Here is a 26,904-nt window from a genome sequence, read left to right as displayed (position 1 = left end):
GTCCACCCATTCTTCTGATTTTCATTAACAATCCGTCATGGTCGACAAGCAACGCATCATTCCGCTGATCGTGGCCACTGCTCTCTTCATGGAGAACATGGACTCCACGGTGATCGCCACCTCGCTGCCTGCGATCGCGGCCGATATCGGCTCCAGTCCGCTGACGCTGAAGCTCGCGATCACGTCCTACCTCCTGTCGCTCGCGGTGTTCATCCCGGCGAGCGGCTGGACCGCCGACAGATTCGGCGCGCGTCTGGTGTTCGCGATCGCGGTCGGCGTGTTCATGGTCGGCTCGGTCGGCTGCGCGCTCTCGACCTCGGTCACCGACTTCGTGTTCGCGCGCATCCTCCAGGGCATGGGCGGCGCGATGATGACGCCGGTCGGGCGCCTCGTGCTGCTGCGCTCGGTCGACAAGAGCGCGCTGGTCAACGCAATGGCCTGGGTGACGGTCCCTGCCCTGATCGGTCCCGTGATCGGGCCGCCGCTCGGCGGCTTCATCACCACCTACGCCTCGTGGCACTGGATCTTCCTGATCAACATTCCGATCGGGTTGCTCGGCATCTTCATGGCGCTGAAGTTCATCGATCCGATCAAGAGCGAGAATCGCGAGCCGTTCGATCTCTACGGCATGGTGCTGGCGGGCATCGGGCTTGCCGGCATCGCGTTCGGCCTGTCGGTGGCCGGCCTCAACCTGCTGCCCTGGAGCATCGTGGCGGCCCTGGTCGCGGGCGGCGCGATCTCGATGACGCTCTACGTCATCCATGCCCGGCGGACGGGATCGCCGGTGCTGGACTTTTCGCTGCTGAACCTGCCGACGCTGCGCGCGGCCGTGCTCGGCGGTTTCCTGTTCCGGCTCGGCATCGGCGCCCTGCCCTTCCTGCTGCCGCTGTTGATGCAGATCGGCTTCGGGCTGTCGCCATTTCATTCCGGCCTCGTCACCTTCGGCTCCTCGCTCGGTGCGATGGGCATGAAGACGCTGGCCGCGCGGATCATCCGCACCTTCGGTTTCCGCAACCTGATGACGGTGAACGCCATCATCAGCGCATTCTTCCTCGGCGTCTGCGCGCTGTTCACGGTGACCACGCCGCTGCTGATCATCCTGGTGATCCTGGTGGTCGGCGGCTTCTTCCGTTCGCTCGAGTTCACCGCGATCAACACGGTCGCCTATGCCGACGTCGAGAGCGCGCAGATGAGCCGCGCCACGACGCTGGTCAGCGTCAACCAGCAGCTCGCGGTCTCCGCCGGCGTCGCGGTCGGTGCCGCCTCGGTCGAGACCACGATGTGGCTCAGCCATGTCAACGAGCTCAACGCCACCGTGTTCGCGCCGGCCTTCATCGTGGTGGGGCTGACCTCGGCGGTCTCGAGCTGGTTCTTCTGGCAGATGCCCGCCGATGCCGGCCACGAGATCTCGGGCCGCAAGGCGGTGGAGATCGCGAGCCGCAAGGGCGCAGCCAAGAGCGCGGCAACCGCCGCCGTCAAGGTCGCCACGGAAGACACGCAGGACATGCGGGATCAGCGGCTGGGCTAGTCCCTCTACTCGTCATTGCGAGCGCAGCGAAGCAATCCAGAATCTTTCCGCGGGAGCAGACTGGATTGCTTCGTCGCTTCGCTCCTCGCAATGACGGAGAAGTATGCGTCTACGCTTTCGCCTCGCCCCGAAATCCGGTCGCGAGCACGTAGCGCTCCGAGGAATCCTGACGGCTCGCGGCGGGCTTCACGTGACGTACCGTCGCAAAGTCGCGCTTGAGCTGGGCGAGCAGATCGGCGTCGGCGCCGCTCTGGAACGTCTTGGCCAGGAACGTGCCGCCGGGCTTGAGCACGTCGCAGGCAAAGGCGGCTGCCGTCTCGACCAGGCCGACGATGCGGAGCTGGTCGGTCTTGCGGTGGCCTGTGGTGTTGGCGGCCATGTCGGACATCACGATATCGGCGCCGCCACCCAGCATCGTGGTCAGCTTGTTGGGTGCGTCGTTGTCCATGAAATCGAGCTGCGCGAAGTCGACACCGGGGATCTCCGGCATCTCCAGGAGGTCGATCGCGACGACCTTGCCCTTGCCGTCGACCGAGCCGACGCGCTTGGCCGCGATCTGGCTCCAGCCGCCGGGCGCCGCGCCGAGATCGACCACGGCCATGCCGGGCTTCAACAGGCGAAACTTGTCGTCGATCTCGAGCAGCTTGAACGCGGCGCGCGAGCGATAGCCCGCCGCCTTGGCCTTGGCGACATAGGGATCGTTGAGCTGCCGCTCCAGCCAGAGCTTTGACGACAATTTGCGCTTGCCGCCGGTCTTGACCTGAACGTGCAAGCGGCCGGTGGTGTCCTTCGCCATCTCACCAGCTCCTGAGCGCGCCGTCCTCGCGCATCATCTCGACCAGCATGCCCTCGCGCAGGCCACGGTCGGCGACGCGCAGGCGCGGCAGCGGGAAAGCACGGCGGATCGCATCGAGGATGGCGCAGCCGGCCAGCACGAGATCGGCGCGCTCGACGCTGATGCAATTGTTGTTGGCGCGGTCCTCGTAGCTCATGCCGAGCAGCTTGTTGATGGTCGCGGTAATGTCGGTATCATTCATCCAGATGCTGTCGATGCGGCGGCGGTCGTAACGCGCGAGATTGAGATGGATGCCGGCGAGCGTGGTCACGGTGCCTGAGGTGCCGAGCAGATGCATGTCGGCGAGATCGCGGCCATGTTGTTCCGCGAACGGCGCGACATGGTTTGCGACCTCCTGCTCCATCGCAGCATAAATCTCCGGCGTCACGTCGCGGCCGCCGAACTGCTCGGCCAGCGTCACGACGCCCAACGGGATCGACATCCAGGCCTTGATGCGCGGCTCCGGATTGGCGGGATCGCGCTCGATCCGCACCAGCTCGGTCGAGCCGCCGCCGATATCGAACAGGATGGCACCGCGTCCCTTCGGATCGACCAGCGGCGAGCAGCCGAGCATGGCGAGCGAGGCTTCGGTCTCGCGGTCGATGACCTCGAGCTCGATGCCTGTCTCGGCCGCGACGCGACTGCGGAAACCTTCCGCGTTCGAGGCCGCGCGGCAGGCTTCGGTGGCGATCAGCCGCAGCCGCTTGGCCTTGCGCAGGTTGATCTTGTCCCGGCAGATACTGAGCGCGGCGATGGCGCGATCGATCGCGGCCTCGCTGATCGAGCCGGTCGCCGAGACGCCCTCGCCGAGCCGGATGATGCGCGAGAAGGAATCGACCACGCGAAAGCCGTCGTGGGTCGGACAGGCGATCAGAAGCCTGCAATTGTTGGTGCCGAGGTCCAGCGCCGCGTAGACGCCGGTTCCCGCTTGCGCGGGGACGGCCGGTTCGGGGGCCAACGCCACCGCCGCCATCGACCCCTCGAGCTCACCGTGCGGCCCATGGCCGTCGCGGAGCCGCGTGTGGTCATTCATACAAACTGTCTTTCCGCGGCCGGTCGGGCCGGTCTGGAATTGATTTTTCGCCTGAAACATTAGCAGCGCGGCGGGTATGCGCAACAACGCATCACATGGGACCATGCCCATTCGTGCGTTGTCGTGAACGGGTCGGTGGGTTATTTCAATGGGGTCCGGTCCCCCCAGGCGCCCACAAAACGCGCAATTGCCGGCTTTTCAGGTCATTTCCATGCAAGAACACACGAAATCCTCGACGCTCGAAAACGCTATTGCACTGCAAAAATACGGCGTTGGTCAGCCGGTCCGCCGCAAGGAAGACGACACGCTGGTGCGCGGCAAGGGCCGCTACACCGACGATTTCAACCTGCCCGGCCAGGCCCATTGCGTGGTCGTCCGCTCAACCCATGCCCACGGCATCCTCCGCGGCATCGGCACCGAGGCCGCGAGGGCAATGCCGGGCGTGCTGGGCGTATGGACCGGCAAGGACCTCGACGCGGCCGGCTACGGTCCCTTCACCTGCGGCCTGCCGCTGAAGAACCGCGACGGCTCGCCCCTGCTCCAGACCAACCGCCAGCCGCTGGCAACCGACAAGGTCCGCTTCGTCGGCGACCCCGTCGCCTTCGTGGTGGCCGAGACGTTGGCGCAGGCGCGCGACGCGGCTGAAGCCGTCGAGCTCGATATCGAGCCGCTGCCGGCCGTGACCGATCCGGAGGAAGCCACCAAGCCCGGCGCGCCGCAGCTTTACGACCACATCCCGAACAACGTCGCGCTCGACTATCATTATGGCGACATGGAGAAGGTGAACGCCGCGTTCGCCAGCGCCGCCCATGTGACCAAGGTCGATATCGAGAACACCCGCGTTGCCGTGGTCTCGATGGAGCCGCGCGTCGGTCTTGCCTCCTACGACAAGGCGACCGAGCGCTACACCATCCAGATGCCGACGCAGGGCGTCGCGGGCAACCGCGCCAACCTCGCCAAGAATCTGAAGGTGCCGAACGAGAAGGTGCGCATCCTCACCGCCAATGTCGGCGGCTCCTTCGGCATGAAGAACGTCAACTATCCCGAATACATGTGCATCCTGTACGCGGCGAAGGCGCTGGGACGTCCGGTAAAGTGGCTCGACGAGCGCTCCACCAGCTTCCTCTCCGACAGCCACGGCCGCGCGCAGCGCATCCATGCCGAGCTCGCGCTCGATGCCGAGGGTCACTTCCTCGCGGCAAAGCTCTCCGGCTACGGCAATCTCGGCGCCTACATCACCGGCGTTGCGCCCGGCCCGCTCTCGCTCAACACCGGCAAGAACTTTTCCAGCGTCTACCGCACGCCGCTGATGGGCGTCGACATCAAGACGGTGCTGACCAACACCACGCTGATGGGCGCCTATCGTGGCGCCGGCCGTCCCGAAGCCAACTACTACATGGAGCGGCTGATCGACCGCGCCGCCGACGAGATGGGCATCAACCGGCTGACGATGCGCAAGCGCAACTTCATCAAGCCGAACCAGATGCCGTTCCCGGCCTCCTCGGGCGTCACCTATGACAGCGGCGACTTCCAGGCGGTGTTCACCAAGGCGCTCGAAATCTCCGACCACGAGAATTTCGCCAAGCGCAAGAAGGAGAGCAAGAAGGCCGGCAAGCTGCGCGGCATCGCCGTCGGCTCCTATCTCGAGGTCACCGCGCCGCCGAGCCCCGAGCTCGGCAAGATCGTGTTCGATCCCGATGGCTCGGTGCAACTCATCACCGGCACGCTCGACTACGGCCAGGGCCACGCGACGCCGTTCGCGCAGGTGCTGAGCGCGCAGCTCGGTGTCCCCTTCGAGAGCGTGAAGCTCGTGCAGGGCGACAGCGATATCGTCCATACCGGCAACGGCACCGGCGGCTCGCGCTCGATTACGGCGAGCGGCCAGGCCATCGTCGGCGCGGCAAAGCTCGTCATCGAAAAGGGCAAGCGCGCCGCCGCGCACATGCTGGAGGCCTCGGAAGCCGACATCGAATTCGCCGACGGCGCCTTCACCATCGCCGGCACCGACCGCAGCATCGACATCATGGAGCTTGCCAAGAAGCTGCATGACGGCAAGGTGCCGGATGGCGTGCCTGACAGTCTCGACGTCGATCACACCAGCGATCCGGTCGCCTCGGCTTTCCCGAACGGCTGCCATGTCGCCGAGGTCGAGGTCGATCCGGATACGGGCGTGGTGCAGATCGTGCGCTACAGCGCCGTGAACGACTTCGGCACCGTGATCAACCCGATGCTGGTCGCGGGCCAGCTCCATGGCGGCGTCGTCCAGGGCATCGGCCAGGCGCTGATGGAACACGTCCGCTACGACGAGAGCGGCCAGCCCATCACGGGATCGTTGATGGACTACGCGCTGCCCCGCGCCGAGGACGTGCCGTTCATGGAGGTCGGCGATCACCCGGTGCCGGCCAAGAGCAATCCCCTGGGCACCAAGGGCTGCGGCGAAGCCGGCTGTGCCGGCAGCCTCTCGACGGTGGTGAACGCGGTGGTCGATGCGCTATCGGACTACGGCATCAAGCACATCGACATGCCGCTGACGCCGGAGCGGGTGTGGCGCGCGATCCAGGACGCGAAGGGCGCGGCGTAAGGCTGCCCTTCCGCCTCACAACAAATGCTGTCATCGCCCGGCTTGACCGGGCGATCCAGTATTCCAGAGACGGCGCGGCTTGAGCCGAGGGGCCGCGGCGTACTGGATGCCCCGGTCAAGCCGGGGCATGACAGCGATTTTGGAGCAGCAGGCTCGCTTCTTTCCGCGCCTTACGCCGCCGCCTGCTCGCGCGGCTGGTAGATCGCGGTGTGCTGGCAATGCGCCAGCGGCGTTGTGCCGTTGGCCACGACAAGCGCGTCGAACTCGACGAAGCGATGGCCCTTCTTCTCGTAATTCGCCGTGACCTTCGCCCGCGCGACGATCTCGTCGCCGGTGCGCGCGGGCGACAAGAGCTGCATGCGGCTGCCGACATGGATCCAGGGGCCGAGGATCGTATTGTCCACCAGCACGCGGTTCATGACGCGCTGGATCAGGCCGGGGTGACCGAGCCCCTCGCGCGCGAAAATCGGATCGGCCTCCCTGACATCGGCGAGGTAATCCGTCGCGTCCTGCCCGGCCCAGCGGCGCGGCGTTGTGCCGAGCCATTTGCCGACCTCGAAGATATCAGGGCTGACCGGCCGGCGCTCGGCCACCGCGGGTACCTCGACGTAGTCGCTCAATGACACCGCGGGAGGGGCCGCAGGTAGCGACGCCGTACCGGTGGCGCAAAGCTCGGTACGGCTGAACACCTCGATCGTGAGCAGGCCGTTGTGCTCGGTCGCGTCGACATCGGCGGTCTCACCATCATAGACCGGCTTGATGAAGCGTGCCTCGACCAACCCGCGCGCGAGGAAATCGCGGCCCCAGCGCGCCACCGGCACGTGCATCATGTAGGCGAAGACGTCGACGCCCGGGACGAGGCCACCGGAAAAGCCGAAGCGGCGCGCCACCGTGTCGTCGTGCATCTTGTTTTCGGACTGTTTGGCGGTGTTGTAAGCCGCGACGCGGTAGGTTTCGAGCCGGTTCGGCATGGCGGGCTTTCCCCTCTGTTTTTGTTCTTTCAGGGCCGATCGTACGGCCTGAGGAACCAGGGTCAATCCCCTCGCCTTTGGGGCCCGAATGGGGTACCACGCGGCGAATGACCGACACCCCCACCCGCATCTATGTCGACGCCGACGCCTGCCCGGTGAAAGACGAAATCTACCGCGTGGCGCTTCGCCACGGCGTGCCCGTGAGCGTGGTCGCCGGCAATCTTATTCGCGTGCCGCACGATCCCCTCATCGAGCGCATCGCCGCGGGCGCTGGGATGGACGCGGCCGACGACTGGATCGCGGAGCGTGCCAGGCCCGGCGACGTCGTCATCACCTCCGACGTTCCGCTGGCGAGCCGCTGCGTCAAGGCCGGCGCCGACGTGATCGCGCCGAACGGCAAGCCATTCACGGAGGAGTCGATCGGCATGACGCTGGCAGTGCGCAATCTCATGACGGATCTGCGCTCGGCCGGCGAAGTTACCGGTGGCCCGCGCTCGTTCTCCCCGCGCGACCGCTCCGCCTTCCTCTCGGCGCTCGACCAGACGCTACGCCGGATCCAGCGCCGTCGTGCCGACCAAGCCGCCACGAGCCAAGGTTAGTCATGGCGCCGCCGCTGATCCAACTCAAAGACATCAAGCTGACCTTTGGCGGCACGCCGCTGCTGTCGGGAGTCGAACTCAACGTCTCGCCATCCGAACGTGTCTGCCTGATCGGCCGCAACGGCTCCGGCAAATCGACACTGCTGAAGATCGCGGCCGGTCTCGTCGAGCCCGACGGCGGCACACGATTCGTGCAGCCCGGCGCGACGGTTCGCTATTTGCCGCAGGAGCCTGATTTCGGCGAGCACAGGACCCTACTGGCCTATGTCGAGGCCGGGCTCGCGCCCGGCGACGATCCATACCAGGCGCGCTATCTGGTCGAGCAGCTCGGGCTGACCGGCGACGAGAACCCGGCCAACGTCTCTGGCGGCGAGGCCCGCCGCGCGGCGCTGGCGCGTGTGCTGGCACCTTCGCCCGATATCCTGCTGCTGGACGAGCCGACCAACCATCTCGATCTCTCCACCATCGAATGGCTGGAAAAGGAGCTCGACGGCCGCCGCAGCGCGCTGGTGATCATCAGCCATGACCGCCGCTTCCTGACCAATCTCTCCCGCTCGACGGCCTGGCTCGACCGCGGCAAGATCAAGCAGATCGACCGCGGCTTCGCTTCGTTCGAGACCTGGCGTGACGAGGTGCTGGCGGAAGAAGAGCGCGACCAGCACAAGCTCGACCGCAAGATCGTCGACGAGGAGCACTGGCTGCGGCACGGCGTTTCCGGCCGCCGCAAGCGCAACGTCAAGCGGCTCGCCAATCTGCACACATTGCGCGACCAGCGTCGCAATTATCGCGGCACGGCCGGCACCGCGAGTCTCGCCGCAGCCGAGGCGGAGCAATCCGGCAAGCTGGTGATCGAGGCCAAGGGCATCACCAAGGCCTTTGGCGACCGCGTGATCGTGGACAATTTCTCGACCCGAATCCAGCGCGGCGACCGGCTCGGCATCATCGGCCCGAACGGCGCCGGCAAGACCACGCTGGTCAATCTACTCACCGGCGGCGGCGAGCCTGACACCGGCATCGTGCGGCTCGGCGCCAACCTCGAGACCGCCACACTTGATCAGCATCGCGAAAGCCTCGATCCGAAATCGACACTGGCCGAGGCGCTGACCGGTGGTCGCGGCGACCAGATCATGGTTGGCGGCAAGCCCAAGCACGTCGTAGGCTATATGAAGGACTTCCTGTTCGCGCAGGAGCAGCGCGGCACGCCCGTTGAGGTGTTGTCAGGCGGCGAGCGCGGCCGGCTGATGTTGGCGCGCGCGCTGGCAAAACCATCGAACCTGCTGGTGCTGGACGAGCCGACCAACGATCTCGACCTCGAGACGCTCGACGTGCTCGAAGACATGCTCGGCGACTACGAGGGCACGGTCATCCTGATCAGCCATGACCGCGACTTCCTCGACCGCGTCGTCACCTCCGTGATCGCGCCCGAGGGCAACGGCAAGTGGATCGAATATGCCGGCGGCTATAGCGACATGCTGGCGCAGCGCGGCGCGGATTTGAAGCGCGACACCGCGAAGACGTCGGCGCCTGCGGAGAGGAAAGAGGAGCGCACTGCCGCTCCCGCCTCCACGTCCAAGCGGAAGCTGAGCTTCAACGAAAAACACGCGCTGGAAACGCTGCCGAAGAAGATGGAAACGTTGCACGCCGATATTGCCAAGCTGCAGCGTGTGCTCGACGATCCCAATCTCTATGCCAAGGATCGCAAGAAATTCGACGACACCTCCGCCGCCATCGCCAAGGCGCACGACGAATTGTCAAGCGCTGAAGAGCGCTGGCTGGAGCTCGAAATGTTGCGTGAAGAAATCGAGCAAGCCTGATCATGGATATCGTAGGATGGGGAGAGCGCAGCGAAACCCATCGCCTAACGCGAATTGGTTCTGATGGGTTTCGCTTCGCTCTACCCATCCCACAGGGCCGGAAATAGAGAGATCACATGACCACTCCCCTCGCCGCCAAAATCGCCCGCGAATATGGCACGCCCTGTGCGGTCATCGACATGGACAAGGTCGAGCGCAACATCGCGCGGATCCAGAAGGCCTGCGACGACGCCGGCGTCGCCAACCGCCCGCACATCAAGACGCACAAGAATCCAACCATTGCGAAGATGCAGGTCGCGGCGGGCGCCAAGGGCATCACCTGCCAGAAGATCGGCGAAGCCGAGATCATGGCCAATGCCGGCATTGACGACATCCTGATCAGCTACAATCTGCTGGGCGAAGAAAAGATGGCGCGGCTCGGCGCGCTGAATGCCAAGACCAACATGACGGTCGCCGCCGACAATTCGACCGTCGTTGCCGGCCTGCCGAAAGCGGCCGCGGCTTCGGGCCGCCCGCTCTCGGTCGTGGTCGAATGCGATACCGGCCGCAAGCGCGCGGGCGTCGAGACGCCGGCGGAGGCGATCGCGCTGGCACGCGAGATCGCCGCGTCCAAGGGACTGCAGTTTGCCGGCTTCATGCTCTACCCGACCGAGACCGGCTGGGGCGATGCGCAGAAATTCTTCGACGAGGCGCTCGCCGGCGTGAGGGCGCACGGGCTCGATGCCAGGATCGTCTCGACCGGCGGCACGCCAAATCTCGTCAACATCGGCAAGCTCAAGGGCGGCACCGAGCATCGCTTCGGCACCTACATCTACAACGACCGCATGCAGGTCGCCGCCGGCTCCGCCACCTGGGACGATTGCGCCCTGCACATCTATTCGACGGTGGTGAGCCGTGCCGCACCCGAGCGCGGCATTCTGGACGCCGGCTCGAAGACGCTCACGACCGATACCGGCGGGCTCGACGGCCACGGTCTGATCCTGGAGCACCCCGAAGCCAAGATCGCAAAATTCGCCGAGGAGCACGGCTTCCTCGACCTCTCCCGCAGCAACACCCGCCCGAACGTCGGCGACGTCGTCCGCATCGTGCCCAATCATGTTTGCGTCGTCGTCAACATGATGGACGAGGTGGTGATGGTCCGCGGCGACGAGATCATCGGCACGCTGCCGGTGGCCGCACGGGGCAAGCTGCGCTAGGCGCGAATGAGAGCCTGAAGCTCCCGGTCGAGCCCCTCGCGGAACAGATTGATCGGGCGGGTCAACCGCCCCGCCGGCGGACGATGCACGAGCCATGCGCGCACCGCGGGATTGAAGTCGCGCGCGGCGACCGGCTTGAGCTTGTCGCGAAACGCGCTGCGCTTCAGCGCAAGCGGCGTCACCAGCCCGACGCCAAGGCCGCGTGACACCAGCGAGAGCCGAAGCTCGCTGTCGAGCGCTTCCACGGCGACGGTGAACGGCAGATGCTCGGCATCGAAGCGACGCTTGAGCGTGTCGCGAAATCCGCAGCCGTCCTGGTTGATCACCCATGAGAGCTGCGACAGGCGCTCGAGGTCGACGGTGCGCGGGATCTTCATCTCGCGCGCAACGACGAACACGACCGGCTGCGATCCGAGATCGTCGGCGACGAGATCGGCGGGCGGCGCGGCCCCGTCGGGCAGGCAGATCGCGGCCGCATCCAGCTCGTTGCGGCTGACCCGCTCGACCTGATTGGGCGACCAGCCGGAGACGACGCGCACGCTCAGCGCCGGAAATTCGGCACGCACCGCATCGAGCGGCCCGCTGAGTCCGGCCTCGGAGAGAAACGGCGTGAGGCCGAGCCGGAACTCACCGCGCACCACGCCATCCTTGGCGACGCCGGCCTTGAGATCATCCAGCATCCTGAGCAGGCGCCGACCCTGCTCATAGGCCTCGTGGCCTGCGGCCGTGGGCTTCAACGGTTTCGACAGGCGGTCCAACAACTGCGCTCCCAGCATCTCCTCGAGATTCTGGATGCGCCGGGTCACGCCAGGCTGAGTGAGGTTGAGGCGCGTCGAGGCGGCAACGATTGATCCGGTCTCGACCACAGCAACGAACGCGACGAGGTCATGGGTATTCATAAGTAACTCGCATATTCTTTATAGACTTAATTCAATTGTAGCATACTGATCGTCCCGCTTAAAGGGGACCCGCATTCAGCCCGCGAGGTCCCATGACCATCTCCGAAACCACCAAGCTCGTATCCCCGAAGAAACTCGCCGAGCGATCGCTGATCTGGCTCGGCGCCATCACCACTGGCGTCGTCGTCACCAATTTGTTCGCGCCGCAGATTCTCGTTGGACTGATCGGCCAGTCGCTGGCCATGACCGCCTGGCAGGCCGGCCTCGTCAGCACGCTCACCCTGCTCGGCTATGCGCTCGGCCTGCTGTTGCTGGTGCCGCTGGTCGATCTCGTCGAGAACCGCCGCCTGATCCTGCGCACGCTCGGCTGCGCCATCCTCGCGGCGCTGGCAACTGCACTCGCGCCGACGCCAGTGCTGCTGCTGCTCGCAACCTTCGTCCTCGGCGCGTCCTGCGCGGCGATCCAGATGATGGTTCCGCTCGTGGCCTCGATGGTCGCGCCCGAGCGCCGCGGCCAGGCCATTGGCGAAGTCATGAGCGGGCTGATGATCGGCATCCTGTTGTCGCGGCCTGCCGCGAGCCTGATCGCAGATCTCTGGAGCTGGCGTGCCTATTACCTCGCCTCGGCCATCCTGATGGCGCTGCTCGCCGGTGCGCTCGGCCGCTATCTGCCGATGCTGCAACCGGCGGCCCGCGTCGGCTACGGCGATCTGCTCCGCTCGTTCCCGAAACTGTTGCGGGAAGAACCCGTGCTGCGGGTGCGGGCCTGGACTGCGTCCCTGGTCATGGCGTCTTTCACCGCGTTCTGGTCCGCGGTCGCGCTGCGCCTGCCGGAGGTCCCGTTCACGCTCGATGCCAAGGGCATTGCCGCTTTCGCACTGATCGGCGTCGCGGGCGCCGCGGCGACACCGCTCGCCGGTCGCTGGGGCGACAAGGGCTGGGCACGCCCGCTGTTCTTCGCCGCACATCTGTGCATCATCGGCTCGCTCGCGCTCTGCGCCTGGGCGGGCGCGATCGAGTCCCGTATCGCGGCTCTCCTGGTGTTGAGCCTCGGCACCATCCTGCTCGATGTCGGTATCACCGCCGACCAGACGCTGGGCCGCCGCGCCGTCAATCTGTTGCGGCCGGAGGCGCGCGGCCGCATAAACGGCCTGTTCGTTGCGCTGTTCTTTGTCGGCGGTGGGGTCGGCTCCGCGGCAGCTTCGCTAGCCTGGAGCTATGGCGGCTGGAGCGCGGTCTGTGTGGTCGCGGCGAGCTTTGGCGTGCTCGGCCTTCTCACCGATCTTTTGACCCGGACCGGCACGTCGTGATCAGGATGACGCAAGCCATCGCAACACGCCGCTGCCCGCGGCAGCGCCTGTCGCGAACGAGGCCTGCAGCAGATAACCGCCGGTCGGCGCTTCCCAGTCCAGCATCTCGCCGGCAGCGAATACGCCCGGGAGTTTACGCAGCATGAAGTGGCCGTCGAGCTCGTCGAAGGCGATCCCGCCCGCGGTGGAGATCGCGCGCTCGATCGGCGCCACGCCGGTGAGCTGAACCGGGATTGCGTTCACCAGATGCGCAAGCTCCGCCGGCGACAACGCCGCCAGCGGCCGGCCGGCCGCTATGGCCGCTTCCTGCATCAGGCCGATACCGACCGGCGACACTTGCGCCGCCTTGCGGAGAAAGTTCGCCAGCGATTGCTTGCCGCGCGTGCCCGACAGGCGCGTGGTCAGTGCCGCCTTGTCGAGATCGGGCCGCAAGGCGATCGTCAGTGTCGCCTGCCCGATCCCCAACACCGCCTCGCGCAGCTCCGCCGACAGCGCGTAGATCGCGCCGCCCTCGATGCCGCTGCGCGTGATCATGGCTTCGCCCCGAACCGCGTGCGCGCCGACCGTCAGCGCCACGCCCTTCAGAGGCTGGCCCTCGAATCGATCCCGAAACACATCGGACCATGCAACCGTGAAGCCGGAATTGGCCGGCCTGAGCCTAGAGATGGCAACGCCCTTCGCGGCGAGATATCCGACCCAGGCGCCATCCGAGCCGAGCCTCGGCCAGCTCGCGCCACCGAGTGCGAGCACGGTTGCGCTCGGGGCGATGGCAAGCGGACCGTTGAGTGCCTGGAATTGGAGCCGACCCTGCTCGTCCCACCCGGTCCAGCGATGGCGAAACGCAAAGTGCACGCCTGATACATCGAGCCGCCGCAGCCAGGCGCGCAGCAAGGGCGAGGCCTTGAACGTCTTTGGAAACACCCGGCCGCTGCTGCCGACGAAGGTCAGTTGCCCCAGAGCTGCGCTCCAATCGCGCAGCGCATCGGGCGGAAACGCCTCGACCGCGGCGCGCAAGTGCGGCATCGCCTCGCGGTAGCGCGGGAGGAAATCCACGAGCGGCTCGCTGTGGGTGAGATTGAGCCCGCCACGGCCGGCCATCAGAAACTTGCGGCCCGCCGACGGCATGGCGTCGTAGACAGTGACGCGGGCGCCGCCCTGCGCCAGCACCTCCGCCGCCATCAAGCCCGCGGGACCGGCGCCGATGACAGCGATGTTTGTCTCGGATGAAGTCATGACGGGAGTTTAAGGCCAGATTATCGCGCCACAAACAGTGTGATTCCGGGGCGCGCGCAGCGCGAGCCCGGAATCCATTGGGCGGCAGAGTCGGTGGCACGATGGATTCCGGGCTCGCCCTTCGGGCGCCCCGGAATGAGAGAATTAGAGCTTGATGCCCGCCCGTGCCGCGGCCTGCGCCACATACTTCTGCGTCTGCTCGAACGCGCCGGTCAACGCCTTGGCCTTCGACATGTCACTGATCTCAGCGAAATGGGCGGCGACGGCGTCGGGGGTCCATTCGGACTCCGGAAGGTTGATGCCTTCGCTCTCCACAATCTTGATCACCGCGAAGGAGCCGGCGCCGGCACCCATGATGGTGCGGGTCGGCGCGTCCTCGCTCAGCATGTACTCGACCGCAGGCGTGATCGCGTTCGGCTTCATCAGTTGCAGCGCCTGCGGCGGCAGCAGCTCTTCGGTCATGCGCGTCGCCGCGGTCGGCGAGATGATGTTGACGCGGATGTTGGTCTTGCGGCCTTCTTCCGCGAGCACATTCATCAGCCCGACCATGCCCGACTTCGCGGCGCCGTAATTGGCCTGGCCGAAATTGCCGTAGAGGCCGGAGGACGAGGTGGTCAGCACGATGCGACCGTAATTTCGATCGCGCATGCCGGCCCAGACCGCCTTGCAGCAATAGAAGGTGCCGACGAGGTGCACGTCGAGCACCTTCTGGAAATCGGCGGCCTCGATCTTGCCGAACGACTTGTCGCGCAGGATGCCGGCATTGGCGCACATGATGTCGACGCTGCCCCACTCCTTGGTGGCGCGCTCGACCATGGCGGTAACCTGCTCGAAATTCGAGACGTCGGCGCCGTCGGCCATCGCGGTGCCGCCTGCTTTGCGAATCTCCTCGACCACGGCCTCAGCCGGCGAGAGCGAGGCACCGGTGCCGTCGCGCGCGCCGCCGAAATCGTTGACCACGACTTTCGCCCCGCGGCTGGCGAGGCCCAGCGCATGCGCCTTGCCGAGACCATTGCCCGCGCCGGTGACGATAGCGACGCGTCCGTCGAACCTGATTGCCATGAGATAAGATTCCCTATTCTTTCTTCCCTTCTCCCCTTGCGGGAGAAGGTGGCGCGCAGCGCCGGATGAGGGGTTGTGTCAGCTAGCGAGTTCGCGGAGAGAAACCCCTCACCCGCCTCGCTTCGCGAGGCACCCTCTCCCGCAAGGGGAGAGGGTTAAACCCCGCTCTGAGGTAACTTTTGAGCAGCGATGCATGGCCGGGTCAAGCCCGGCCCTGACGGCTGGGCTCAGGCGAAATAGATCAGGCCGAGCCACTCCGCGACCAGCGCGGGCTTGTCCTCACCTTCGATCTCGACCGTCACGTTGGTGCGCGACTGCAACTCATTGGGCTTGCGCAGCTTGGCTTCCGCCAGCACGAAGCGGCCGCGGACGCGCTTGTCCGAGCGCACCGGCGAGATGAAGCGCAGCTTGTCGAAGCCGTAATTGACGCCCATCGTGGTGCCCGCGATCGCCGGCATCACTTCGTAGGACATCACCGACAGCATCGACATCGTCAGGAAGCCGTGCGCGATGGTGGTGCCGAACGCCGTCTCCGCCTTAGCCCTCTCGGGGTCGACATGGATGAACTGGTGATCTTCGGTGACGTCGGCGTAGGTGTCGATGCGGGGCTGGTCGATCAGGTGCCAGGACGATACGCCGATCTCCTTGCCGACCATGGCCTGATAGGCCTCCAGCGTGATCGGCGGCTTCTTCCAGATTTCGTTCATGTCGCTTCAGGTCTCACTTCTTGTTTTCGGCAGCTCCGGAAAATCCTCCTCGCGGAATTCCCGGCCGCGCAGCGGATCGTTGCGATCATCGTCGCGTTCGAGCCGTCGTAGCTGCACGCGGCGGATTTTGCCAGAGATCGTCTTCGGCAGTTCGGTGACGATTTCGAGGCGACGGATACGCTTGAACGGCGCAAGCCGCGTGTGCAGGTGCTTGAAAATCGAGAGCGCCGTCTCCGGCGTCCGCTCCGCGCCCGAGGTCAGCAGCACGAAGGCCTTGGGGATCGCGAGCCGGATCGGATCCGGGCTCGGCACCACCGCGGCTTCCGCAACGAGTTCATGCTCGAGCAGCACGCTCTCCAGCTCGAACGGGCTGATGCGATAGTCGGATGATTTGAACACGTCGTCGGAGCGGCCGACGAAGGTGAGATAGCCGTCCTCGTCAGCGAAGACCACGTCGCCGCTGCGATAGAGCTCGCCTTCGGCGCCCGAGAGTTTGCCGTCGTCGCCCTGATAGCCTTGCATCAGACCCGCCGGACGGTCGGCACCGAGCAGCAGTGCCACCTCGCCTTCCTTGGCCGGATGGCCGTCGGCGTCGCTGACCTGCACACGATAGCCCGGCAGCGGCCGGCCCATCGAGCCGATCTTGATCTTTTGCCCCGGCGAGTTGCAGGCAAGCGCCGTGGTTTCGGTCTGGCCATAGCCGTCGCGGATGGTGAGGCCCCAGGCGGCCTGCACCTGGTCGATCACTTCCGGATTGAGCGGCTCGCCGGCGCCGCAGACTTCGCGCAAGGCGACCTTGAAGGCCGAAAGGTTTTCCTGAATGAACAGCCGCCACACCGTCGGCGGCGCGCACAGCGTGGTGACGCCGCAGCGGCCGATGGTGGCGAGCAGGCCCTTGGCATCGAAGCGCGGCTGATTGACCACGAACACGGTGGCACCCGCATTCCACGGCGCGAAGAAGCAGCTCCAGGCGTGCTTGGCCCAACCGGGCGACGAGATATTGAGATGGACGTCGCCGGGCTTCAGCCCGATCCAGTACATGGTCGAGAGATGACCGACCGGATAGCTGCGCTGGCTGTGCAGCACGAGCTTTGGTTTTGCCGTCGTGCCCGAGGTGAAATAGAGCAGCATCGGGTCGTCGGCGCGGGTCGGGCCGTCCGGCACAAGACTCTCAGAAGCTTTCGCCGTCTCGTCATAGGCAAGCCAGCCTTCGGAAGCGGCGCCGACCACGATGCGCACGATGTTCTCCGCACCAAGGCTTGCGAATTTCGTGACCTGATCTTCGGCGGCCACCACCGCCTTCGCCTTGCCGCGATCGAGCCGGTCGCGCAGCTCCTCGGCCGTGAGCAGCGTGGTCGCGGGAATCACAACGACGCCGAGCTTGATCGCCGCCAGCATCGTCTCCCACAGCGGAACCACGTTGCCGAGCAGCAGCAGGAGGTGATCGCCGCGCTTCAGGCCCTGTGCGCGGAGGAAGTTGGCGACCTGGTTCGAGCGCTGTGAGAGCGCTGCGAAGGACAGCTTTGTCTGCTTGTCCTGTGCAGCATCGACAATCCAGAGCGCAGGCCTGTCCTTGGCTTCCGCATCTTTCGCCAGCTCGTCGAACCAGTCGAGTGCCCAGTTGAAGGGAACCGGATCGGGCCAGCGGAAATCTCTGACCGCTGTCTCGTAATCAGTGCGATGAGCAAGAAGAAACGCACGCGCTTCCTGAAATGTCGTCATTAAGTTTTCCCGGCTAGCTCCCTAACGTGCTTGATAATTCCGGAAAAATCCACCCCGCCCTGCCCCGCCTTGTCGAAGGCCTGGTAAATCTCCTGCGCATGCTGGCCGAGCGGCGTCGCGGCGCCTGCGGCCCTCGCGGCGTCCTGCGCCAGGGTCAGGTCCTTCACCATCAGCGCCGAGGCGAAACCGGGCTTGTAGTCGTTGTTGGCCGGCGAGGTCGGAACCGGACCCGGAACCGGGCAATAGGTCGTGAGCGACCAGCACTGGCCCGACGAGGTCGAGGCGACGTCGAACAGCGCCTGGTGTGAAAGCCCGAGCTTTTCTCCGAGCGCAAAGGCTTCGCTCACCGCGATCATGGAAATGCCGAGGATCATGTTGTTGCAGATCTTTGCGGCTTGGCCCGCGCCGGCGCCGCCGCAATGCACGATCTTCTTGCCCATCCTCTCGAGCACTGGCTTTGCCGCCGCGAAGGCGCCCTCCTCGCCGCCGCACATGAAAGTGAGCGTTGCGCCCTTGGCGCCGCCGGTGCCGCCGGAGACCGGTGCGTCGACCGAGAGCACGCCGTGCTTGGCGGCAAGCGCATGCGCCTGGCGCGCGCTTTCGACGTCGATGGTGGACGAGTCGATGATCAGCGCGCCCTTGGCCATGGCGGGCACCACCTCGTTCCAGACGCCGAGCACGTGCTTGCCTGCGGGCAGCATCGTGACGACGATGTCAGCGCCCTTCACTGCGCCCGACGCACTGTCGGCGATCCCGGCTCCATCGGCCTTGGCCTGATTGCGGGAGGCTTCGACGAGATCAAAGGCCACCACCTTGTGGCCGGCCTTGACCAGATTGGCGGCCATCGGGCCGCCCATGTTGCCGAGACCGATGAATGCGATCGTGGCCATTGTCGTTTCCTCCGCTTGTAGCGTTGTTAGTTGAACTTCAGCTCGTCGACGCCGATCTCCGCGAGATACGGCGCCAGCATTTGCGGCGTCACGTCCTCGATCCGCGGCGGCGACCAGGTCGGATTGCGGTCCTTGTCGATCACGGCCGCGCGCACGCCCTCGCGGAAATCGTCGCTGCGGAACACCTCCAGCGCGGCGCGATATTCGCGCACCAGGCATTCCTCCAGGCTCGATGCGGTGCGCGCGAGCCGCAGCAGCTTCAGCGTCACCACCATGCCGCGCGGCGATTTTTCATTCAGTGTCTTGAGCGTCGCCAGCGCGAACTCGGAGCCGTCGCGCTTCAGGGCCGCGAAGATGTCTTCCATGCGGTCGAAGCCGAACAAGGCGTCGATAACGGCCTTCTTTGCTGCAACCGGCCCAGCGGTCTCACCAGTCGCAAAGCCGTTGATGAGCTTGGTGACATCCGCCGCTGTGACGCCGGCGCGAACCCTGGTCAGCGCCTCGCGCAGCGCCGGCCATTTGGCCGCCGGTACCACGGCATCCGCAAACTTGGCGTGGATCGCGTCAGGCCCGTTCATGGTCTGGCCGGTCAAACCAAAATAGGTGCCGATCTCGCCGGGCGAGCGCGACAACAGCCAGGTGCCGCCGACATCGGGGAAGAAGCCGAGCCCGACCTCGGGCATCGCGAGCTTGGTACGATCAGTGACGACACGATGGCTGGCGTGGCCCGAAAGCCCGACGCCGCCGCCCATCACGAGGCCGTCCATGAACGCGACATAGGGTTTTGGGTACTTCGCGATCCGCGCATTCATGACGTATTCCTGGCGCCAGAACCGCGCGCCGAGGTCGCCGCCCTCGCGCGAGCTCTCCCAGAGGCCGCGGACGTCGCCGCCGGCGCAGAGGCCGCGTTCGCCAGAGCCTTCCAGAATGATCAATGCGACTTCAGGATCGGTCTCGAAGCGATCCAGCGCCGCGTCGATGCCCTCGGACATCTCCAGCGTCATAGCGTTGATCGCTTTCGGGCGATTAAGGCGGATCACGCCCGCTGCGCCCTCGCGGCGAACGATCAGATCGCCCTCTTCCACCGAACTCATCGCGCGCCCTCGATCAATTTGCGCGCCACGATCAGCCGCATGATTTCATTGGTGCCTTCGAGGATCTGGTGCACGCGCAGATCGCGCACGATTTTCTCGATGCCGTATTCGCTGAGGTAGCCGTAGCCGCCGTGAAGCTGCAGCGCGTGGTTGGCGACCTCGAAACCGACATCGGTGCCGAAGCGCTTTGCCATTGCACACAGCATGGTGGCGTCGGGATCTTTGCGGTCGAGCGCCGCCGCAGCACGCCACAGGAATGTGCGTGCGGCCTCGAGCTCGATCGCCATGTCAGCGAGCTTGAATTGCAGGGCCTGGAATTCGTCGAGCCGCTTTCCGAACGCCTTGCGCTCCTTCATGTAGGCGCGCGCCTTGTCGAGCGCCGTTTGGGCACCACCAAGAGAACACGCCGTGATGTTGAGGCGGCCGCCGTCGAGGCCCGCCATCGCGATCTTGAAGCCGACGCCCTCCTCGCTCAAGCGATTAGCGACCGGCACGCGGGCGTTCTCGAACATCACCGCGCGGGTCGGCTGCGCGTTCCAGCCCATCTTGCGCTCATTGGCGCCGAAGGACACGCCCGGCGTCTTGCCGTCGATGACGAGGGTCGAGATGCCGCCGGGGCCGTCGCCGCCAGTGCGGACCATTGCAACCAGGAGATCGGTGCCGCCGGCACCGGAGATGAACTGCTTCTGGCCGTTGAGAACATAGTGATCGCCCTCGCGCACCGCGTGGGTGCGGAGTGCTGCTGCATCGGAGCCGGCGCCCGGCTCGGTCAGGCAATAGCTCGCGATCAGCTCCATGGTGCATAGCTTCGGCAACCATGTGTGGCGCTGGGTGTCGCTGCCGAACGCATCGATCATCCAGGACGCCATGTTGTGGATGGAGATGAAGGCCGAGGTCGTCGGACAGCCCGTCGCCAGCGCCTCAAAAATCAGCGCCGCGTCGAACCGCGTCATGGCAGAGCCACCCACATCCTCGCGGATGTAGATGCCGCCCATGCCGAGCGTTGCGGCTTCGCGCATCACGTCGACGGGGAAATGCTTCTCCTCGTCCCAGCGCAGCGCGTGCGGCGCGATCTTCTCCGCCGCAAACGCCAACGCCATATCGCGAACCGCGACTTGATCCTCATTCAGGGCGAACTGCATGTCGAGCTCGCGCTGCTTGAGTTACTTCATCGTCGGGATCGAGAACTCCGCACCTTCCTTGACGCCGGATGGCCAGCGCGAAGTCACCGTCTTGGTCTTGGTGTAGAAGCGGATCGAGTCCGGGCCGTGCTGGTTGAGATCGCCGAAGCCGGACTTCTTCCAGCCGCCGAAGGTGTAATAGGCGATCGGCACCGGGATCGGCACGTTGATGCCGACCATGCCGACGTTGACCTTGGCTGCGAAGTCGCGGGCAGCGTCGCCGTCGCGGGTGAAAATGGCAACGCCGTTGCCGTAGTCATGGTCGGACGGCAGCGCCAGCGCTTCCTTGTAGTCGTGCGCGCGCACGACCGAGAGCACGGGGCCAAAGATCTCTTCCTTGTAGATCCGCATGTCCTTGGTGACGTTGTCGAACAGCGAACCACCGAGATAAAAGCCCTTCTCGTAGCCCTGCATCTTGAAGCCGCGGCCGTCGACGGCGAGCGTCGCGCCCTCCTTGAGGCCGATATCGATGTAGCCCTTGACCTTCTCGACCGCCTCGCGCGTCACCAACGGACCGTAGTCGGCGGACGGATCGATCGAGGTGCCGATCTTGAGCGACTCGACGCGCGGGATCAGCTTTTCCATGAGGCGGTCCGCGGTGGTCTTGCCGACGGGCACGGCGACCGAAACCGCCATGCAGCGCTCGCCGGCCGAGCCGTAGCCGGCGCCGATCAGCGCGTCGACCGCCTGATCCATGTCGGCGTCCGGCATGATGATGGCGTGGTTCTTGGCACCGCCGAAGCATTGGCAGCGCTTGCCGGTCTGGGCGGCGCGCTCATAGATGTACTGCGCGATCGGAGTCGAGCCGACGAAGCCCACGGCCTTGATATCGGGATCGTCGAGGATGGCGTCGACCGCTTCCTTGTCGCCGTTGACGACGTTGAGGATGCCGGCCGGCAGGCCCGCTTCGATCATCAGCTCGGCCAGCTTCATCGGCACGCCGGGATCACGCTCGGACGGCTTGAGGATGAAGGCGTTGCCGCAGGCGATCGCGGGCGCGAATTTCCACATCGGGATCATCGCCGGAAAATTGAACGGCGTGATGCCGGCGACGACGCCGAGCGGCTGGCGCAGCGAATAGATGTCGATGCCGGGACCGGCGCCTTCGGTGTACTCGCCCTTCATCAGATGAGGGATGCCGCAGGCGAACTCGGCGACTTCAAGGCCGCGCTGGATGTCACCCTTGGCGTCGGGCACGGTCTTGCCGTGCTCGCGCGCGAGCAACTCGGCGAGCTTTTCGTAGTCGCGCTGCACCAGCTCGACGAATTTCGTCATGACGCGGGCGCGGCGCTGCGGATTGGTTGCAGCCCACTCGGGCTGTGCTGCGCGGGCATTTTCCACGGCGGCGCGGACTTCAGCCTTGGACGCCAGCGCGACCTTGGCCTGGACGTCGCCCGTCATCGGCTCGAAAACGTCGGCCGTACGGCCCGAGGTGCCCTTGACCTCCTTGCCACCGATGAAATGTCCGACTGCGCGCATGGAATGAACTCCTTAGGTCCCGGTCTGATAGCTTTGACAAATCCTATCGACCTGCATTTTATAGGATTCAAGTCTGAGATAATGCACCATAGATGTGCGAAAATGCTGGATCAAGGTCACATCGATTGGGACGACTTCCGCTTCGTGCTGGCCATCGTGCGGGGCGGCTCGGTGTCGGCTGCGGCAAAACAGCTTGGCGTGGACCACGCCACGGTGATCCGTCGCGTCGACCGGTTGGAAAAGCACCTCTCGGCCAAGCTATTTGACCGCCGCAAGACCGGCTACCTCCTCACCGAGGCCGGCCAGCGCGTCGCCGACAGCGCCGAGGCGATGGAATCCACCATCGTCGCCAACCAGGAGCAGGTTGGCGGCTCGGTGGCGCGGCTGACCGGCACGGTGCGGATCGGCGCGCCCGACGGGTTCGGCACCGCTTTCCTGGCACCGCGGCTCGCGCCTTTTGCCGACCGCTATCCTGACCTCGATCTGCAACTTGTAGCCACCGCGCGACTGTTCAGTCTCTCCAAGCGCGAGGCTGATATCGCAATCAGCCTGACCATGCCGAAGGAAGGCCGCATCGTCGGCCGAAAGCTGCTGGATTATCGCCTTGGGCTCTATGCCGCCCCCGCCTATCTCGATCGCTTCCCGAAAATCGCCTCGCGCGAGGTGCTGCCGCAGCATCGTTTCGTCGGCTACATTGAGGAGCTCCTGTTCACGCCGGAGCTCGACTATCTGCCGCAGGTGTCCCCGCGCATCTCGGCACGCCTCCGCAGTGCCAATCTGATCGCGCAGCTCAATGCGACGCTTGCAGGCTTCGGCATCGCGGTGCTGCCACACTTCATGGCGGCCGACTATCCGCAGCTTGTCGCGGTGCTCCCGGAGGAGATTTCGATCACGCGGACGTTCTGGATGCTGATGCACGCCGACAGCAAGGATCTCGCGCGGATCCGGGCGGTGGCGGATTACATCGGCGAGATCGTGGAGCGCGAGCGGGCGCTGTTTGCGGGGCGATAAAACACCACTCTCGTAGGGTGGGCAAAGGCGCGCCAGCGCCGTGCCCACGATCTTTCTCGAGCGGCGACAGATGGTGGGCACGCTCCGCTTTGCCCACCCTACGGTATCTCGCCTAGTTCTGCTTCTTCCTGGCCGGTGCAGACTTCGCAGGCTCACGGCGCGCGCCGTCCAGCGCGCTGTCCTTGCCCGCCTTCAGCACCTCATCCGACAGCTCACTGGAGCCCGCAATGCGCGCCAGCAGCATGGTGCCGGCCATCGTGGCCAGCGTGGCGATCGCCTGTTTGCGCGCGGCCTTGCGCGGCAAATTAGGGATGAAATCGGTCATCATCTCGACCATCTCGTCGAGCTTGCCGGAAAAGGCCTTTCGCGTCTTCGGACTCTCGCGGGCGATCTCGGCGCCGAGCGCGGGGATCGAGCAGCCATGGCCGGGATTGTCGCGGTGGAGCGCCGAAAGATAAGTGTCGACGATCTGGGCGAGCTGCTTCTCGGGCGCGACCTGATCGGACTGCTTGCGCCAGTGCTCCATCGAGCGGTCCATGGCGTAGGCGAACGCCTCGATCACCAGCGCCTCGCGGGAATCGAAATGGGCGTAGAATCCGCCATGGGTCAGGCCCGCCTCTTTCATGAGGTCGGCAACACCGATGCCGTGGGCCCCCTTTTCGCGCAGTCGCACCGATGCCTTCTTCACGATGCGATCGTGGGTTTCCTGCTTGTGTTCCCGAGAATAGCGCATGCGGCTCTCATTGGATGTCGGAGGTCATCTCATAACACGGATATCGGTCCAGCGGCGCATTAATTCCCGGTAAAATTGTTGCCGATCATGGAAAAGGTTGCAGTTGCATGGACTGCGAGGGCGCCCTTGCCGTCGCGCACAAAGCCTTCGGTGTAGCTGGTCTGGCGCCCCAGCTTGATGATCTTGCCTTCGGCCGAGATCAGTCCCGAACGGACCGAGAGCGGACGCAGGAAGGTCATCTTCAGGTCGAGGGTAACCGACCCCTGCCCTGCCTCCAGCCGCGTCGAAATCGCGCAGCCCATGGCGGTGTCGAGGAGCGCCGCGGCGATCGCCCCATGCACGAGGCCGATGGTATTTTCGAGGTCCTCGCGCGGCTCCAGTTCCATCACGATCCGGCCCGGCTCGACCACGGCCATGACGAAGCCGATCAGCTTTGCAAACGGCGGCGGGGGCAGTCGGCCATCACGGATGCCCAACATGGCGTCGATGCCGGACAAGCCCATCGCCACTTTTGCAACGGGCGCAGGCACCTGCCAGTCCACCAAGCGCTCGCGGCGCTGCGCTGGCGAAAACAGGTCGAGTTGAGCGGAATCGGTCATGGGCGGCCTCTTTGTATGATCATCATCATACTATGCTGCGGACTTCCCGCTGGCAACTCCGTCCCCGCCGCTTGACAAGGGAGGCATTTCGGCCCGGAAGTAATTCCGACCGGTGCGCCTCGCGCCTGTCCACGAAACCTTCGAGATGCCACGATGGAAATGCTCAACAATCACTGCGGCGTGACGCGCGATGCGCGCGGCGTCGTCCATGTCGCGATCTGCAATGCCGGATCGCTCAACATTCTGGGCTCGCCCGTGACCGATGCGGTGCGCGAAGGCCTGCAACAACTCGCCACTGATCGCAGCATTCGAGCCGTGGTCCTGCGCGGCCAAAGCGAAAAGAGCATGATCGGGGGCGCCGACATCAAGGAGATGGCGAAGCTCGACCAGAAATCGGCCGAGGCGTTCATCAGCCGCCTGCGCGATCTCTGCGAAGCCGTACGCCAATTCCCTGCCCCCGTGATCGCACGCATGCCCGGCTGGTGCCTTGGCGGCGGGCTCGAAGTGGCTGCCGCCTGCGACTTCCGTATCGCCGCACATGATGCGCATTTCGGCATGCCCGAGGTTCGCGTCGGCATCCCCTCGGTCATCCACGCCGCCCTGCTGCCACGCCTGATCGGCTGGGCCCGCGCGCGCTGGCTGGTGATGACCGCTGAAAACATCGACGCGCCGACGGCGCTGGCCTGGGGCCTGATCGACAAGATCGCGCCGGCCGGCGGACTGGATGCCGAGATCGAGCACCTCGTGCACGCGCTGCTCGAATGCGGCCCCGAAGCGCTGCGATCGCAGAAGGCATTGCTGCGACAGTGGGAGGAACTGCCGCTGACGGAGTCGGTGAACCTCAGCGTCAAGGTCTTCGGCGAGTCATTCCTGACCGACGAGCCGACGCGACTGATGCAGGCGTTCGTGAACCGGAAGCGGTGACCTGTCATCGGTGTCGTCCCGGCGAAGGCCGGGACCCATAACCACCGAATTCAATCTGACGAAGACTCCGAGTTACCATCTCGCCTCATCAACACTCGCTGCGGAGTATGGGTCCCGGCCTCCGCCGGGACGACTTGAGGGAATCTCATCCGAACCACGACAATTTCTCATGCCGGGCGCGGTTGCATTTTTTGCGCCGCATCATATGATGATCATAATCTCACTTGTCATCGCCAGGGAGTCTTGTCATGGCCGAAGCAGCCGATCCCGTCGTCATCGTCTCCGCCGCCCGCACCCCGCTCGGCCGCTTCATGGGCGAATTGTCGCCGCTCGCAGCGCATAAGCTCGGATCGCACGTGATCAATGCGGCGCTGGAACGCGCCAAGCTCGCGCCCGAGAAGGTCGACGAGGTCTTCATGGGCTGCGTGCTGCCGGCCGGCCAGGGCCAGGCGCCCGCGCGCCAGGCGGCACGTGGCGCCGGCCTGCCCGATGCCACCGGCGCGACCACCGTCAACAAGGTCTGCGGCTCCGGCATGAAGGCCACCATGCTGGCGCACGACATCATCCGCGCCGGCTCGGCCGAGATCGTCGTCTCCGGCGGCATGGAGAGCATGAGCAACGCGCCGTATCTGCTGGCGAAGGCGCGCGGCGGCTATCGCGCCGGTCATGACCGCATCATCGATCACATGATGATGGACGGGCTCGAGGATGCCTACGAGACCGGCCGCTCCATGGGCGACTTCGGCGAGGCCACCGCGGAAGCCTATCAGTTCACCCGCAAGGACCAGGATGCCTATGCGATGGAGACGCTGAGCCGCGCCCGCAAGGCGGTCGAGGGCGGCGCATTCAAGGTCGAGATCGCGCCGATCACACTGACCGAGAAGGCGGGGCCGCGCATCGTCGCCAATGACGAGCATCCGCTGAAGGTGGATCCCGCCAAAATTCCCGGACTGAAGCCGGCGTTCCGCGCCAATGGCACGATCACGCCCGCAGCCTCCTCCGCAAACGCCGATGGCGCCGCCGCGCTGGTCCTGACCAAGCGCTCGCTTGCCGATCGTAACGGGCTGCCTGCACTCGCCGAGATCAAGGGCCATGCCACGCATAGCCAGGAGCCGCAATGGTTCACCACGGCGCCGATCCCGGCGATCCGCAAGCTGCTCGACAAGGTCGGCTGGAGCGCCGGTGACGTCGACCTGTTCGAGATCAACGAAGCGTTCGCTGTCGTCGCGATGGCGGCGCAGCGCGATCTCGGCATTCCCCGCGAGAAGCTGAACATCAATGGCGGCGCCTGCGCACTCGGTCATCCCATCGGTGCCACCGGCGCCCGACTGATTGTGACGCTGTTGCATGCGCTCGAGGCCAACAACCTCAAGCGCGGCGTCGCGGCACTCTGTATCGGCGGCGGCGAAGCCACTGCAATCGCGGTGGAGCGTCTCGCGCACTAGCTGCCGCGACGTCCTGAATTGAGGGAAGTCTGTCATTTCAGACTTCCCGTTTCCGTGC

The 26,904-nt window shown here is 65.4% G+C and carries 23 protein-coding genes; 9 read left to right on the top strand and 14 right to left on the bottom strand.

What is annotated here, in order from left to right; genetic code table 11:
- Nucleotides 1-37: 37 nt before the first annotated feature.
- The gene (locus tag NLM31_RS19335; protein WP_254193288.1) at nt 38-1,528 is read left to right on the top strand and encodes an MFS transporter; all 1,491 of its coding nucleotides are present in this window, start codon (nt 38-40) and stop codon (nt 1,526-1,528) included.
- A 109-nt stretch (nt 1,529-1,637) separates the two neighbouring features.
- Here NLM31_RS19335 and NLM31_RS19330 read toward each other — a convergent pair whose 3' ends face one another.
- Entirely contained in the window at nt 1,638-2,324 is a 687-nt protein-coding gene (locus tag NLM31_RS19330) for an RlmE family RNA methyltransferase (protein ID WP_254130885.1), read from the bottom strand.
- Between the two features lies 1 nt (nt 2,325).
- Complete coding sequence (locus NLM31_RS19325) at nt 2,326-3,396, bottom strand: Ppx/GppA phosphatase family protein (protein ID WP_254193287.1); 1,071 nt, start codon at nt 3,394-3,396, stop codon at nt 2,326-2,328.
- 211 nt (nt 3,397-3,607) lie between these two features.
- On the opposite strand from NLM31_RS19325, the gene NLM31_RS19320 reads away from it, so the two are divergent.
- Nucleotides 3,608-5,977 (top strand): xanthine dehydrogenase family protein molybdopterin-binding subunit, encoded by a 2,370-nt coding sequence (locus tag NLM31_RS19320; protein WP_254193286.1) that lies wholly within the window; start codon nt 3,608-3,610, stop codon nt 5,975-5,977.
- A gap of 170 nt (nt 5,978-6,147) precedes the next feature.
- Here NLM31_RS19320 and NLM31_RS19315 read toward each other — a convergent pair whose 3' ends face one another.
- Nucleotides 6,148-6,948, bottom strand: a complete 801-nt coding sequence (locus tag NLM31_RS19315) for a hypothetical protein (protein ID WP_254193285.1) — start codon at nt 6,946-6,948, stop codon at nt 6,148-6,150.
- Nucleotides 6,949-7,055: 107 nt separating this feature from the next.
- Between NLM31_RS19315 and NLM31_RS19310 the strand changes: the two genes are divergently transcribed.
- From NLM31_RS19310 to NLM31_RS19300, 3 genes are all read left to right on the top strand, one after another.
- Complete coding sequence (locus tag NLM31_RS19310) at nt 7,056-7,547, top strand: YaiI/YqxD family protein (protein WP_254193284.1); 492 nt, start codon at nt 7,056-7,058, stop codon at nt 7,545-7,547.
- Nucleotides 7,548-7,549: 2 nt separating this feature from the next.
- Nucleotides 7,550-9,361 (top strand): ABC-F family ATP-binding cassette domain-containing protein, encoded by a 1,812-nt coding sequence (locus NLM31_RS19305; protein ID WP_254193283.1) that lies wholly within the window; start codon nt 7,550-7,552, stop codon nt 9,359-9,361.
- A gap of 116 nt (nt 9,362-9,477) precedes the next feature.
- Nucleotides 9,478-10,557 carry a D-TA family PLP-dependent enzyme gene (locus NLM31_RS19300; RefSeq protein ID WP_254130879.1) on the top strand — a complete coding sequence of 360 codons (1,080 nt, stop codon included), beginning with the start codon at nt 9,478-9,480 and terminating at the stop codon, nt 10,555-10,557.
- Here NLM31_RS19300 and NLM31_RS19295 read toward each other — a convergent pair.
- A complete protein-coding gene (locus tag NLM31_RS19295) occupies nt 10,554-11,456 on the bottom strand; it encodes a LysR family transcriptional regulator (RefSeq protein WP_254193282.1) in 903 nt (300 codons plus the stop codon). The two genes, NLM31_RS19300 and NLM31_RS19295, sit on opposite strands and share 4 nt — an antisense overlap.
- Before the next feature lie 92 nt (nt 11,457-11,548).
- Here NLM31_RS19295 and NLM31_RS19290 point away from each other — a divergent pair, with 92 nt between their 5' ends.
- On the top strand, nt 11,549-12,766 hold the full coding sequence (locus NLM31_RS19290) for an MFS transporter (protein WP_254193281.1): 1,218 nt from the start codon (nt 11,549-11,551) through the stop codon (nt 12,764-12,766).
- Here the strand turns inward: NLM31_RS19290 and NLM31_RS19285 are convergent, their stop codons facing one another.
- The 8 genes from NLM31_RS19285 to NLM31_RS19250 form a co-directional block, all read right to left on the bottom strand.
- The gene (locus NLM31_RS19285; RefSeq protein WP_254193280.1) at nt 12,767-13,999 is read right to left on the bottom strand and encodes a TIGR03862 family flavoprotein; all 1,233 of its coding nucleotides are present in this window, start codon (nt 13,997-13,999) and stop codon (nt 12,767-12,769) included.
- A gap of 144 nt (nt 14,000-14,143) precedes the next feature.
- On the bottom strand, nt 14,144-15,061 hold the full coding sequence (locus tag NLM31_RS19280; protein WP_254193279.1) for an SDR family NAD(P)-dependent oxidoreductase: 918 nt from the start codon (nt 15,059-15,061) through the stop codon (nt 14,144-14,146).
- A 227-nt stretch (nt 15,062-15,288) separates the two neighbouring features.
- Nucleotides 15,289-15,768, bottom strand: coding sequence for a MaoC family dehydratase (locus tag NLM31_RS19275; RefSeq protein WP_254193278.1), 480 nt, complete (start codon nt 15,766-15,768; stop codon nt 15,289-15,291).
- A gap of 6 nt (nt 15,769-15,774) precedes the next feature.
- The gene (locus NLM31_RS19270) at nt 15,775-17,490 is read right to left on the bottom strand and encodes an AMP-binding protein (protein ID WP_254193277.1); all 1,716 of its coding nucleotides are present in this window, start codon (nt 17,488-17,490) and stop codon (nt 15,775-15,777) included.
- Complete coding sequence (gene mmsB / locus NLM31_RS19265) at nt 17,490-18,380, bottom strand: 3-hydroxyisobutyrate dehydrogenase (RefSeq protein ID WP_254193276.1); 891 nt, start codon at nt 18,378-18,380, stop codon at nt 17,490-17,492. Before mmsB ends, NLM31_RS19270 begins: the two co-directional genes overlap by 1 nt.
- A gap of 26 nt (nt 18,381-18,406) precedes the next feature.
- Complete coding sequence (locus tag NLM31_RS19260) at nt 18,407-19,474, bottom strand: enoyl-CoA hydratase/isomerase family protein (protein ID WP_254193275.1); 1,068 nt, start codon at nt 19,472-19,474, stop codon at nt 18,407-18,409.
- Nucleotides 19,471-20,616, bottom strand: coding sequence for an isobutyryl-CoA dehydrogenase (locus tag NLM31_RS19255; protein ID WP_254193274.1), 1,146 nt, complete (start codon nt 20,614-20,616; stop codon nt 19,471-19,473). The genes NLM31_RS19260 and NLM31_RS19255 overlap by 4 nt, the downstream gene beginning before the upstream one ends.
- A gap of 21 nt (nt 20,617-20,637) precedes the next feature.
- Nucleotides 20,638-22,134: a CoA-acylating methylmalonate-semialdehyde dehydrogenase gene (locus NLM31_RS19250; protein WP_254193273.1), complete on the bottom strand. Its 1,497-nt coding sequence runs from the start codon at nt 22,132-22,134 to the stop codon at nt 20,638-20,640.
- A gap of 102 nt (nt 22,135-22,236) precedes the next feature.
- On the opposite strand from NLM31_RS19250, the gene NLM31_RS19245 reads away from it, so the two are divergent.
- Entirely contained in the window at nt 22,237-23,145 is a 909-nt protein-coding gene (locus NLM31_RS19245; protein ID WP_254193272.1) for a LysR family transcriptional regulator, read from the top strand.
- A 112-nt stretch (nt 23,146-23,257) separates the two neighbouring features.
- Here the strand turns inward: NLM31_RS19245 and NLM31_RS19240 are convergent, their stop codons facing one another.
- A complete protein-coding gene (locus tag NLM31_RS19240) occupies nt 23,258-23,878 on the bottom strand; it encodes a TetR/AcrR family transcriptional regulator (RefSeq protein ID WP_254193271.1) in 621 nt (206 codons plus the stop codon).
- A 59-nt stretch (nt 23,879-23,937) separates the two neighbouring features.
- A complete protein-coding gene (locus NLM31_RS19235; protein WP_254193270.1) occupies nt 23,938-24,477 on the bottom strand; it encodes a PaaI family thioesterase in 540 nt (179 codons plus the stop codon).
- Nucleotides 24,478-24,630: 153 nt separating this feature from the next.
- Here NLM31_RS19235 and NLM31_RS19230 point away from each other — a divergent pair, with 153 nt between their 5' ends.
- Nucleotides 24,631-25,401, top strand: coding sequence for an enoyl-CoA hydratase (locus NLM31_RS19230; RefSeq protein WP_254130865.1), 771 nt, complete (start codon nt 24,631-24,633; stop codon nt 25,399-25,401).
- Between the two features lie 248 nt (nt 25,402-25,649).
- Nucleotides 25,650-26,846, top strand: a complete 1,197-nt coding sequence (locus NLM31_RS19225) for an acetyl-CoA C-acyltransferase (protein WP_254130864.1) — start codon at nt 25,650-25,652, stop codon at nt 26,844-26,846.
- The last annotated feature ends 58 nt before the right edge of the window (nt 26,847-26,904 follow it).

It is taken from the genome of Bradyrhizobium sp. CCGUVB4N, from assembly GCF_024199945.1.
In the GTDB taxonomy this organism is placed as follows: Bacteria; Pseudomonadota; Alphaproteobacteria; order Rhizobiales; family Xanthobacteraceae; genus Bradyrhizobium.
This window is presented reverse-complemented; position numbering and strand designations above follow the sequence as displayed.